Here is a 12,151-nt window from a genome sequence, read left to right on the forward strand (position 1 = left end):
AAGATACCAGAAAAGCATGTTGTTGTAGAGCTAGAGGATATGAGTCTTGATCTTATCTGCTTTCACCATGCCATGGCAGTGTTCAGAGACCGCATCCAAGTTGGGGCACTAAACGGCTATTTAGAAGCCACACTAGAAGCCAATCCAGAGATTGCCAAATATGGTGTGTTTTTACCGCGGGGCTTAACGGTTATTCTACCTGAATTTGTGTTGTCTAATCCCCAAAGCATGGTGAAGCGGTTATGGGATTAATGCGCACATACCCCTTTATTGTGGTCAAGGTGGGAGATAAACCTGTTCATGAGGTTTTTTATCAGCGTCTTTTAACCGCAACCATTACGGACCATGCCGGTAATGAAGCCGATACATTTGAAGCAGAATTTGATGATAATGGCAATGATTTAGAGGTTCCACAAACGGGCAACGCTCTGCAGGTGATCTTTGGCTATGAGAACAGCATCAGTGCTTTTATGGGGCGTTTTGTTGTCGAATCGGTTGTAAGTTGTGGGGGCAGTGATGGAGAGATTTTGCGCCTTTGTGGCAAAAGTGCCTCGATGCGTAAAGAGCTTAAAGAACAGGTGAGTGAGCATTTTGATCACAAAACTGTTGCTGAGATTGTTGAGACACTGGCCAAACGCCATGGCTATCAAGCAAAGGTCAGTCCCCAGTTCACTAAAAAACCTTTGCCTTATGTGATTCGCACAGATCAATCGGCTGTTGATTTTCTAACCCGCCTTGCCGACCGCATGCAGGCACGTTTTTTGATCAAGGACAATAAGTTTTTATTTTTAAGCGGTGACAATTTACCAGCACTCGACATCCATAAGCATGACTGTTCAAGTTGGGAATTCACGTTAGAGCCACGCACGCAATATGGCACCATTGAAGCTTCTTATTTTGATCGTTCAAAAGGGCAGCAATGCCAAGTCAAACATCATACAGGGTTTAGCGGTCCCGTGCGGCGTCTTCGCACTTGTTACACCAGCAAGGAAGAGGCTTTGGCTGCTGCTGCATCAGAATCAGACCGACTTTGTCGTGCTGTGGGCAGTGGTTCTTTGACCCTTGAGGGACACCCTGAAATCATGGCGGATCAACCTCTAGTGTTGCAAGGGTTTCGAGGCGAAATCAATGGTCCATGGAAAGCCGCTACCGTCACCCACTGCTATGAGAAACAAAGCGGATACACCACAGAAATTACACTCGAAGCACCGGACAAGGGAAACAAAACAAGAGAAAAGGAAAACTCTGAGTGACAAAAAATCAAAGGGTCGACTTGACCCTTTGATCGGTGTTGAAGAGTATTGAGACCAAAATCAAAAGTTCGCACTTTGGTGTGGAGGTAAGGAATAGGGACAACTTGTCCCAATTGCTAAAACGAGAAATAGGATCAAGTTGATCCAATTGCATGAGTACAGCAATAAGGTATTGTTTACCCAATTCCTAAAAGGAGCAATGGTGCAAACATTGCACAATTGCAGACTGAAGAGCAATTTGGTCAAGTTGACCGAATTCCTTAAACGCTTCTCTTTTTAATAATGTCCTGAATAATGTGCTTAGGATACAGAAAAATCATCAGTCAATTTGATTGATCATCTTAAATTGCGATTTTGAGCAGAAAAGAAAAGAGGCTTTAAACGATCTTTGAAAGGTCTTTGAAGATCCTTTGAGAACCACTTTAAAACTCTTTGAGAAAAAATAAATTGGTACAAAACCTAGTGGCAAATTATACAAAACCCGCTGGCAAGCTACACAGCTACACAAGCTACAGCTACACAACAAAAAAGTAATGGTAGCGGAGGAGGGATTTGAACCCCCGACACAAGGATTATGATTCCTCTGCTCTAACCTACTGAGCTACTCCGCCAAAATAAGCAATCATACAAAATAAGCAATCATAATTGTAAAGAATTACATCTTTTGCGGATATAAGGGGTAGAATAGTAAGATGTCAAGCATCGTTTTTAAGCTTTTCTCTTGTCATTCTATTTTATCCTCGATATGTAAAAGTGTAATTTTATATGATAAAGTAGGGTAAGGCATGAAAATGGTGCCACGTGTAGCGGTTTTAGGATGCGGTCATTGGGGTGAAAATCATATACGGACACTCCATTCTCTCGGGGCTTTGGCAGCAGTCTCTGATATTGATAATGATCGTGCTGCTAGTTTTGCAACGATGTATGGTGTAGAGCTTGTTACACCAGATGATCTTTTTACGCATCGAGATATTGATGCGCTGGTATTAGCTCTGCCGCCACAATTGCATACGCAAAATGTGCTCCGTGCTGTTAAAAATGGTAAAGATGTTTTGGTGGAAAAACCAATAGCCTTGAATGTTTCTGATGCTAAATGCCAAGTTCAGGAGGCTGAGGCTTATGAGCGAGTTTTTATGGTGGGCCATATTTTACGTTTTCATCCGGCTTTTGAAAAAATGTGTGAATTGGTGAAAAACGGAGAAGTGGGAGATGTGCGATATATTTATTCTCATAGATTAGGCTTTGGAAAATTTCACACACACAGCGATGCTTTATGGGATCTTGCGCCTCATGATCTCTCAATGATTTTGGCGTTGACAGGGTGTGAACCTTCCGAAATTCGCGGTGAGGGGGCTGCTGTCGTTGATCAGATTTCTGATTTTTCTCATATTCATATGACTTTTCCAAATGGTGTGCGTAGTCATCTTTTTACTTCACGCTTGAGTTCTTATCGTGAGAGACGTTTAACTGTTGTTGGAACAAAAGCTATGCTCGTTTTTGATGATATGGAACCGTGGAGCCGTAAATTGGCAATGCACCATTTTGCCGTTTGGAAAGAAAATCAAGAGTGGGCTTTTAGCATGGATGAGCTGAATTATATTGATGTTTGTGAAGATTTGCCGCTTACTTGCGAATTACGGCACTTTCTTCATTGCATTGAAACGCGTCAATCACCTCGTACAAATGGTGATGATGCTATTGCGGTTTTACGGATTTTAACAGCTGCTGGTGTCAATTATGATAGATAAAAGAGATAGGTAGCGCTTTTGCATTCTTGTGATGATCAATGGAGTTAATATGCAATTCATCGACCTTGGGGCGCAGCGTGCGCGTATTGAAGATAAAATTAATTCTGCAATTGCACATGTGGTCGCTAGTGGTAAGTATATTTTGGGACCAGAAGTAACAGAATTTGAAGAGAAATTGGCAGAATATCTTGGCGTTAAACATGTGATTGCATGTGCTAATGGAACAGATGCTTTGAAGATGCCTCTTATGGCTAAAAATATTGGTCCAGGGGATGCTGTGTTTTGTCCTAGTTTTACATTTTCAGCAACGGCTGAAGTGGTTGCTTTAGTGGGGGCTAAGCCTGTTTTTGTTGATGTTTTACCTGATACATTCAATATTGATGTTGAAAAACTTTCTTACGCTATCGAAATGGTAAAAAAAGAGGGACGTTTAAAGCCAAAGGCTATTATTGCTGTTGATTTATTTGGGCTTTCTGCTGACTATGTGCAAATTGCTCAAGTGGCTGCAAAGGAAAATCTTTTTGTAATTGAAGATGCTGCTCAATCTATGGGTGGAAGAAGCGGTAATACTATGTGCGGTGCTTTTGGTGATGTGGCTGCTACAAGTTTTTATCCTGCAAAACCATTAGGATGTTATGGCGATGGAGGCGCTATGATGACCAATGATGATCATTTTGCAGAACTTTTACGCTCTATTTTGTTTCATGGTAAAGGTGAAACGCAATATGACAATGTACGTATTGGCATGAATTCGCGCTTAGATAGCATTCAGGCTGCAATTTTACTAGAAAAGTTTGCGATCTTTGAAGATGAAATGGAAAAGCGTGTAGAAATTGCTCAATGCTATTCCAATGGCTTAAGAGATATTGTTACAGTTCCAGAAATAGGAGAAAATATTCGTTCTGCTTATGCACAATATACGATTAAGGTAAAGGAACGTGATAAATTAAAAGATTTTTTACAAAAAAAATCTATCCCTACAATGATTTATTATAAAACTCCGTTACATCAACAGCCAGCTTATAAACACTTTCCTTATGTAAAAGATTCCCTTTCTGTTTCAGAGTCTTTAGGAGAGTGTGTTTTAAGTTTACCAATGCATCCTTACTTGACACAAACGGATCAGGATATGATTATCCAAAAAATAAGAGATTTTTATCACTCTTGAGAGCGTGTTTTATCCTTAAAATTATCGTAAGAGCTCTATTGGTGACCCATCTTAGAAGGTATTTTTGTTAGAGCGTGTGACCAATGTTTTTGGTATTATTTGCTTTCTAGGACCTATGAAATGTTGTCCTTTAGGGCGGTGATATGATTAGCAAGTGGAATCTGCTAGACAAGAAGATGCTTTTTAACAGAACGGTATGGGTTAAGAAACTTTGTCGTTTAGCTTAGCAAGAAAGTCACGTTTAATAAAAAGGATTTGGGTTATGAAAGTTACAATGAACCTTTGTTGGTTTTACTCTTCATTCAAGGTGTTTTAAAAGATAACTTATTTAACAGAGCTTTTGGAGAGACAAGTGATTTTTTTGCGAATACGTGATGCGAGGTCATTTTTGTTTTTTGATTTTTGAATCAATGTATTGATGGGTGATGTATTCCCCTCTTGTAGCGCTATTTGAGCTGCCAATGTTGCTGCAAGTTCTTTTGTTTCTTCACGGAGTTCTTCCAGCAATTGGTGGTTAGCAGTCGTGTCAAGCTCATGAGTTTGGATTTTTTGTAAACGTTGCTGATAGTGTGCGATTTTTTCACGCATCATTTTTCTTTCCTTTGAAAGTGTGTATTGTGGCGATATTTTGTTTGATTGCTATCGCTTCTTTGGTGAGAGTGTCTTGTATGGGGAGGCATAGCCGATAAAATTGTTCTGTTATTTGGCTCAGTTGTATTTTTTGTTGGGCGTATTTTTTTTGCAAAAACTCGTACTTTTGTTGGTTTTTTGCTAATTCTACAGCATGTTGTGCACGAAGAAAATCGTGATTTGCTTCTATTTCCGCGAGTGATAATGGCATTTGCGCACAAACATCTTTATACGCAAAATGAACGGCTTTACGCCAAATAAAAGGAGACAAAAGCACCAGTACCCAAGAAGTGAAAGCAACTCCAAGAATAAAAAAAAGAAACGATTGAATAAGCATAATACCCCTTTTCAAATAAGAATACGTTTAAAACGGATTCCATGTCGGTCTAGGTGTTAATTTTAAATATCCTATATTGATACCAAGGCGTGCGCCGATTCCTGTACGTATTGGGATTAACAAGGTATTATGGTATTTGAGGACATGAAAACCAACACCTGCAATTAAATAGGCCGAACCTGAAATACCACCATAGCGTTTCCATAAATTATTTATGCTATTAAGGTTGTAAACTAAGATCATTAAACGGGAGCCTTGGCCGCCAAAGTCCCATCCTACTGAGGGACCTTGCCAAAAAACTTTATGTTGACCATAGCTTTTGGTAAAAACCTTTCCTTCGCCATAGGTTAATCCAGCAAAAAAGGCACCAGAAGCTTCTTCTCCTAAAATATAGGCATTGGGATAACCGTATTGTGAAAAAATATTTTGAATTGCAACAGCCAGACCACTAGCTGTTTTTCCAAAAAAAAGATGACCAGAATCAATAATTTCTTGGAGTGAATAATGGGGTTCGTTTTGCTCTATTGGTTGTAGTTGAGCATGTGCAGTGTTTATGGTGATGAATAAAAGGAGGATTAAAGATATAATATTTTTGTACCAGTATTTGAGCAGAGAGAGAGCCATGGAGTTTTCTCCTTTTATTAGTGATAAACAAAAAGATAATATTAGAATTTTCATTCTATTCAAATAAAAAATAAGATATAAGGTTATTTAAATTCTTGAATTTATTTCTGAAATTTTTTTAGCATGATTGTTAATGTTTCCTACTATGCATCAGATATTAAGAGTTTTTCTTTAAAATAAAGTTTGTTTTTTTGAATCTAGGAGTTTTCAATCATTATGAAGTTAGATATTTCTTTGAAGCCTATGGATCTTGCTGCTTTGCTTTGTAGTCGCATTTGCCATGATTTGATTTCACCTGTGGGGGCTATTCAAAATGCAATGGAGCTTTATGATGAAGGAGGAGCTGAAGAAGATGCTTTACAATTGGTGCGTTTATCCGTTGCGAGTGCTGCTGCACGTCTACAATTTGCGCGATTGGCTTTTGGTTTTGCTGGTGCAAGTGGAGGACAAATAGATACACGGGCTGCAGAGCAGGTTGCTCAACAATATATGAAAGAAGAAAAAGCAACTTTAAAATGGCAAGCTTCTTCTTTATTGTTACCAAAAGATGAAGTTAAACTTTTGCTTAATTTATTATTGATTGCAAACGCAACAGTTTCTCGTGGTGGTGAAATTGTTGTTATGATTTTGCAAGAAGAAAATAAACGTTCTTTTCGATTTGAGGTTTTCGGTAAAACTCTCCGTATACCCCCTCATTTTCTTGCGTTATTTCGTGGAGAAGTTCAAGAAGAGCTTATTGATGCACATGTCATCCAATTTTATTACACAATGTTACTTTCTCAGATGACAGAGATGAAAATAAATATTGATGAAAGTGATCATTGTATTGTTTTAGAAAGTGTAAAAAAGCTTTGAATAAGAGAGAAGCGCTTAAGCCGTGTTGGGAAAAGTGGCTTCGATTGAACTTATGAGCAATAGGGTTATATGTGTAAATTCTGTGTGGTTACTTCTTAAGCTTTAAGCGCTTTCCATATGAGATTCTTGGTGTGCGAGTTTTCTACTTTTAACAGAGAACAGATCTCGGGAAAAAATCTCGGCCCGCTACACTCCGAGATTTTACAAAGTGCATTTTCACTGCTTAAGCGGTTTTTCGTACGTTCTCTTCAACTGGATCACGTAATACATAACCACGTCCCCAAACTGTATCAATGTAATTTACACTAGAAGAGACTGCTTCCAATTTTTTCCGCAATTTACAGATAAAAACATCGATAATCTTTAGTTCTGGTTCATCCATTCCACCATAGAGATGATTGAGAAACATTTCCTTAGTAAGGGTGGTACCTTTACGTAAAGAGAGAAGCTCTAGCATTTGATACTCTTTTCCGGTTAAATGAACGGGGCGCCCTGCAACTTCGACGGTTTTTGCATCAAGGTTAACAGTGAGATCACCGGTAACAATAACCGATTGTGCATGCCCTTTAGAACGACGAACAACTGCATGGATACGTGCAATGAGTTCATCCTTATGAAAAGGCTTCGTCATATAGTCGTCAGCTCCAAAGCCAAAACCACGGACCTTGTCTTCAATGGCATTCATACCAGAAAGGATTAGGACAGGAGTTTTTATTTTTGCCAACCTTAGAGTCCGCAAGACATCATATCCTGACATGTCGGGCAAATTCAGATCAAGCAAAATGATATCATAATCATAGAGTTTTCCTAAATCGATACCTTCTTCACCCAGATCAGTGATATAAACATTAAAGTTAGCTGACTTTAACATTAACTCAATGCTTTGAGTAACTGCTCTATCATCTTCAATTAATAATACGCGCATTTTAGATCCCTCACTTCGCTCCTTCACGAATCATAAGGAGCATTTCTATTTTATAATCAGTTAGCAAAGCCACTGTTATAAAAACAATTCATGAAATCAAACACTTATAACAAAGTGTTTATGTATATTTCAGTAGTACGCGTAACAATCACTACTAAATTCCCCACTATCCATGATAGTGGTTAACAAAATATTTTTATTTTTGAAAGAGGCTACAAAATTATTTTAGAAAAATCGCATATTTTTTAACATAATAAAAAAAGAACGGCTTTTTCTATAAACTTTAACTTAAAAAAATTTGTAAAAGAGCATTATAAATTACTTTTTTACAATTTCAGTGTTTATTTACTGAGCTTTAAACCTCTTCATTTTATAATGGAGGGAAAAGTAAAGAAATAGTTATTGCTCTTTAAAGCAGATTGTATTTTCAGATGCTTTAATGAAAGGCGAAAATTATTATAATTTCAAGTCAATAGACTGTTTTTGTCGGATAGACATATAACTAAAAGATATTTATTGGGTGTGAATGCGAGTTTTGAGTTGGCGCAATCAAGGAGTAGTGAGTATGAAGCCGCGAGAAAATATGGTGCGATTGAGGATGTTTCAAGTGCGTGGAAAACGCCGTGAAATTGCACAGCTTGAGATGATGATCGCAGAATTTGAACGAATGGTGTTAGAGCTGGAAGCACAGATTACTCATGAAGAACGTAAATCTGGAAACAATGATGTTCACCATTTCGCTTATTCTGCTTTTGCGCGTGCAGCGCGGCAAAGACGTGATAATCTGATCAATTCAATTCGTGATTTACAGCTTCAAAAAACAAACGCTGAAATTGCTCTCCATGAAGCTAATACAGAGCTGCAACGTGCACAGCTTTTGGAAGCACGAGAAAAGAAGATTGCTGCGGATGATGAGGATATTTTGATTCAATCTAATTCAATGGTTGGCTAATTCAATGGTTGGATGATAAAAGCAATTATTGAAAAATCCATTCTTTCAGATTTATCTTTTGGGTATAGTATAAAACAGCCAAATTTTTATCAAATTTGGCTGTTTTATAAGTTTTTTTATGTTATCGAATCATAATTAATGGCAACTTAATGCCTGTAGTTTTGAATCTTGGTCGTTCGTAATCCCGCTAAACCGTGTTCATCGATCAAACTTTGCCATGAAAGAAATTCTTCTACAGTCAAAGTATAACGTTGGCACGCTTCGTCAAGACTTAACAATCCACCTCTGACAGCCGCAACAACTTCAGCTTTGCGACGAATCACCCAGCGTCGTGTTGTTTGCGGCGGTAGGTCGGCAATTGTAAGCGGACTTCCATCTGGCCCAATAACATATTTCATTTGTGTTTTTATCAAATTGGTCATTCGTATCCTCTACCTTTAGTCAAGGACTTGATTCGTTTATAGAGCATGAAATTTAAAAAAGAGCTAAACACGCTGAAAGAAAAAATTAATAAAGTGATTGAGCACGTAAAAAGAAGTTTAAGTGAAGTGTGTAGAAGAGCTTCTTGTAATATTTTTCAGATTTTAAAAAGAGCAAAAAAGGTTTTCTCCCAAACGATTGCCATTATGCCTTATTTCTATCATTCTTTTTTTGTTTGCAGCAGCCTTTAAGAAAGTAATGCCTATGGTTGTGGAAAAGATAAAAAAACAATATAAAGACAATCAATCGTGTAAAAGTGCTGAAGAGCGTACATCAAAATGTTAACATATGGGTAGCCATTAAACAGAGCATTAAATAGAGAATGAATACATGTTTTTAAACAGTCTTGATTTACCAGGACAACCTGAGGATTCTCGCATTGTTGTTGCAATGTCGGGGGGGGTTGATTCATCGGTTGTTGCAGGTCTTTTGAAAAAGGAAGGGTATAATGTTATTGGCATTACGTTGCAGCTTTATGATCATGGGGCAGAAACGCATCGGGTGGGGGCATGTTGTGCAGGACAAGATATTGAGGATGCTCGCCGCGTTGCAGAAACATTAGGAATACCGCATTATGTTCTTGATTATGAAAAGCGTTTTCGCGAAGCTGTTATTGACCCTTTTGCAGAAAGCTATGCTCATGGAGAGACACCAGTACCATGTATTGCATGTAATCAAACGGTTAAGTTTGCTGATTTATTAGCAACAGCACGTGAATTGGGGGCAGATGCTTTGGCTACGGGACATTATATTCGTTCGCGTTCCCACGGAGCGCATCGAGCACTCTTTCGTCCTCTCGATAATGATCGTGATCAGAGTTATTTTCTCTTTGCAACGACACAAGAACAGATTGATTATTTGCGTTTTCCACTTGGTGATCTTCCAAAAGCCCGCGTTCGTGAAATGGCAGCAGAAATGGGATTTGTGGTTGCCAATAAGCATGATAGTCAGGATATTTGTTTTGTTCCACAAGGAAAATATTCAGATGTTATCGCAAAACTGCGTCCAGAAGCCGCTAATCCTGGCGTTATTGTCCATATTGATGGAAAGATTTTAGGTAAACATTCGGGAATTGTTAATTATACGGTTGGTCAACGTCGTGGTATTGGGGTGTCAACGGGTGAAGCGCTTTATGTAGTTTATCTCGATGTGGAAAATGCACGTGTTATTGTTGGACCGCGTGAAATGTTAGAAACGCATAAGCTTTTTTTACGTGATGTGAATTGGCTTGGTGATGAGTCGTTAGATAAATTTCCTTCTCAAGGTATTGAGGTAGCTGTAAAGGTGCGTTCAACGCGTCCTCCTCACCTTGCGCGCTTACATTATAAAGAAGGTATTTTTTCCGTTGATTTATTGGAATGTGAAAATGGTGTGGCACCAGGGCAAGCTTGCGTTCTTTATGATGGAAATGGTCATGAGGCACGTATTCTTGGGGGAGGATTTGTAACACATTCAGAACGTGCGGCCGATACTGAAATGATGTTAAAGCGCGTTTTATGCAATCTCGAAACAAAAGATTCTGTTTCCTCTGAACTAAAACAACAGCTTCGTAAAACATAGTCAATTGATTTATAACGATAATTTTTAACCTTAAACTTGAATGAGAGACTTCCAGAAGGTTCTCTCATTGAGAGTTTGTTTTATGATTGGATCCATCAAAATTATGTCTTTTGCACGTCATGAGCGGGGTTAGGGTGTGGAAAGCATTGATAAGAAAAATATAAAATGCTTTTTAATCAATGCTTTCAAATGCTAGGGAACAGCAACATTATTGGGACTGATGAATAACATACAACATTGGATATGTTTTACAACTTAAAGTGTTATCATTTTTAGTGGTCAAAGTTGGTAAAATGGGCAAGTGCAATACCTGAGGCTGTGGCAACATTAAGGCTGTCAAAACCGTTAGTCATGGGGATACGTAAGGTTTTTGATTGTTGTAGTATATGGGGCGGTAAGCCATCGCCTTCTGTTCCAAAAATAAGTGCCATTCTTTTAGTTTTGTTGGCTTGCTTGAGAGTGTGTGAAGCAGAAGGGGAGAGTGCATAAAGATGAAATCTTTTATCCTTTAGAGCAGCTATAATGTCATTTATATCAGCGTTTTGCGTATAGGGTACTTTTAAAGCAGCGCCGGCAGAAACTCTTATTGATTTACGATAAAGTGGATCGCATGAGGTTTTGTCGACAATAATGCCATTACTGGCAAAGGCTGCTGCATTACGAAAAATTGATCCCATATTATCGTGATTCGAGATACCACATAAAACAAGAATCAAAGCTTTTTCTGGAAGATGTTGTAGAAAACTTTGTAAGGATGGCAGTGTTTTGCGTTTACCAATACCCAAGACACCACGATGAACATGGAAGCCGGTGATATTATCCATGACTTTTTGTGGAACACAATAAATGGGACATAGAGGCTGTGTTTTTTCTAAAAGCGGTAGAAGTCCAGAGAGACGGTTTGCTACGATGAGCAGTGAGATGGCAGAAAACTCTTTCGAGTGCAGTAATGCGGACAAGGTTACTTTGCCTTCAGCAATAAATTGATGTTGCCGTCCAACAAGATCTTTTTCACGGATATTATGATAGGCTTTTAGGCGTGGATCATCTGTTTCATTGATTGTTATGATATTCAAATGCATGCGAGATTTTTAGTGCTTTTTTCTTATGATTTCCAGATGTTAGAATTTATTTTATTAAAAAAAAAGAGATAAAAAAACATTATTTTAAAACTTATGGTAGAATTTATGTTGACAATATACAACCATAGGTATAGTATAAAAACACTGGTACGGAATCATATATTTTTCTCGTATCGGGTGCAGTGTCTTGGGTCCCCGCTATTTCCCAAGTTCTGTATGCCCTTAATTTCTAAGGGAAAAGAATCTGGGTCCCCAATGCCCAGATTCTTTTTTTGAGGGTATCACTGTTCTTCTTTTTTATATCTCAATTTTTTAGTAAATCATATTTTAAAATCCAGTTGATCTGTAAGGTTACAGTAGAGCGCTAAGATATTTTTCTAAGGTGCAAAGATGGCTTATAGATGGGTTATAATGCACATCATAAGACTGAAAAATAACGCATGATCATGATACATTTGAGCAAAAACAAGTTTTTTGTTTATGAGATGTGAAATGGCTTTAAGTTATTCAGAAAACGATTAATAATGAAGATGATGT

General features: G+C 38.1%; 12 protein-coding genes, 1 tRNA gene and 1 pseudogene. 8 read left to right on the top strand and 6 right to left on the bottom strand.

Annotated features, from left to right (window positions below):
* Window positions 1–252 (top strand): tail protein X (locus ACFIKB_RS05755; RefSeq protein WP_375636779.1); only part of this gene is annotated, 252 nt, incomplete at its 5' end.
* Complete coding sequence (locus tag ACFIKB_RS05760) at window positions 252–1,253, top strand: phage late control D family protein (RefSeq protein ID WP_375653039.1); 1,002 nt, start codon at window positions 252–254, stop codon at window positions 1,251–1,253. The genes ACFIKB_RS05755 and ACFIKB_RS05760, both read left to right, overlap by 1 nt.
* A 534-nt stretch (window positions 1,254–1,787) precedes the next feature.
* Here ACFIKB_RS05760 and ACFIKB_RS05765 read toward each other — a convergent pair.
* Window positions 1,788–1,864, bottom strand: a tRNA-Met gene (locus ACFIKB_RS05765).
* Between the two features lie 180 nt (window positions 1,865–2,044).
* On the opposite strand from ACFIKB_RS05765, the gene ACFIKB_RS05770 reads away from it, so the two are divergent.
* Window positions 2,045–3,001, top strand: a complete 957-nt coding sequence (locus tag ACFIKB_RS05770) for a Gfo/Idh/MocA family protein (protein WP_375653040.1) — start codon at window positions 2,045–2,047, stop codon at window positions 2,999–3,001.
* A 49-nt stretch (window positions 3,002–3,050) separates the two neighbouring features.
* Window positions 3,051–4,169 (top strand): DegT/DnrJ/EryC1/StrS family aminotransferase, encoded by a 1,119-nt coding sequence (locus tag ACFIKB_RS05775; protein ID WP_375636130.1) that lies wholly within the window; start codon window positions 3,051–3,053, stop codon window positions 4,167–4,169.
* Window positions 4,170–4,493: 324 nt separating this feature from the next.
* Here the strand turns inward: ACFIKB_RS05775 and ACFIKB_RS05780 are convergent.
* Together ACFIKB_RS05780 and ACFIKB_RS05785 are read right to left on the bottom strand one after the other, a co-directional pair.
* A pseudogene (locus ACFIKB_RS05780) lies at window positions 4,494–5,136 on the bottom strand (hypothetical protein).
* A 27-nt stretch (window positions 5,137–5,163) separates the two neighbouring features.
* The gene (locus tag ACFIKB_RS05785; RefSeq protein WP_015856679.1) at window positions 5,164–5,760 is read right to left on the bottom strand and encodes a DUF1134 domain-containing protein; all 597 of its coding nucleotides are present in this window, start codon (window positions 5,758–5,760) and stop codon (window positions 5,164–5,166) included.
* A gap of 216 nt (window positions 5,761–5,976) precedes the next feature.
* On the opposite strand from ACFIKB_RS05785, the gene chpT reads away from it, so the two are divergent.
* On the top strand, window positions 5,977–6,615 hold the full coding sequence (gene chpT / locus ACFIKB_RS05790) for a histidine phosphotransferase ChpT (RefSeq protein ID WP_375636132.1): 639 nt from the start codon (window positions 5,977–5,979) through the stop codon (window positions 6,613–6,615).
* 223 nt (window positions 6,616–6,838) lie between these two features.
* Here chpT and ctrA read toward each other — a convergent pair whose 3' ends face one another.
* Window positions 6,839–7,540 (bottom strand): response regulator transcription factor CtrA, encoded by a 702-nt coding sequence (ctrA, locus tag ACFIKB_RS05795; RefSeq protein WP_015856677.1) that lies wholly within the window; start codon window positions 7,538–7,540, stop codon window positions 6,839–6,841.
* Between the two features lie 565 nt (window positions 7,541–8,105).
* Here ctrA and ACFIKB_RS05800 point away from each other — a divergent pair.
* The gene (locus ACFIKB_RS05800) at window positions 8,106–8,492 is read left to right on the top strand and encodes a hypothetical protein (protein ID WP_015856676.1); all 387 of its coding nucleotides are present in this window, start codon (window positions 8,106–8,108) and stop codon (window positions 8,490–8,492) included.
* A 146-nt stretch (window positions 8,493–8,638) separates the two neighbouring features.
* On the opposite strand, the gene ACFIKB_RS05805 is transcribed toward ACFIKB_RS05800, so the two are convergent.
* Entirely contained in the window at window positions 8,639–8,914 is a 276-nt protein-coding gene (locus ACFIKB_RS05805) for a DUF1153 domain-containing protein (RefSeq protein ID WP_015856675.1), read from the bottom strand.
* 45 nt (window positions 8,915–8,959) lie between these two features.
* Between ACFIKB_RS05805 and ACFIKB_RS05810 the strand changes: the two genes are divergently transcribed.
* Window positions 8,960–9,163: a hypothetical protein gene (locus ACFIKB_RS05810; protein WP_375644802.1), complete on the top strand. Its 204-nt coding sequence runs from the start codon at window positions 8,960–8,962 to the stop codon at window positions 9,161–9,163.
* Window positions 9,164–9,302: 139 nt separating this feature from the next.
* Complete coding sequence (gene mnmA, locus ACFIKB_RS05815; RefSeq protein ID WP_375653013.1) at window positions 9,303–10,532, top strand: tRNA 2-thiouridine(34) synthase MnmA; 1,230 nt, start codon at window positions 9,303–9,305, stop codon at window positions 10,530–10,532.
* Between the two features lie 272 nt (window positions 10,533–10,804).
* Here mnmA and ACFIKB_RS05820 read toward each other — a convergent pair whose 3' ends face one another.
* A complete protein-coding gene (locus ACFIKB_RS05820; RefSeq protein ID WP_375653014.1) occupies window positions 10,805–11,614 on the bottom strand; it encodes a TrmH family RNA methyltransferase in 810 nt (269 codons plus the stop codon).
* Window positions 11,615–12,151: the final 537 nt, after the last annotated feature.

The sequence above is a fragment of the Bartonella sp. MR110HLJHH genome, from assembly GCF_042194225.1.
Lineage (GTDB): Bacteria > Pseudomonadota > Alphaproteobacteria > Rhizobiales > Rhizobiaceae > Bartonella > Bartonella grahamii.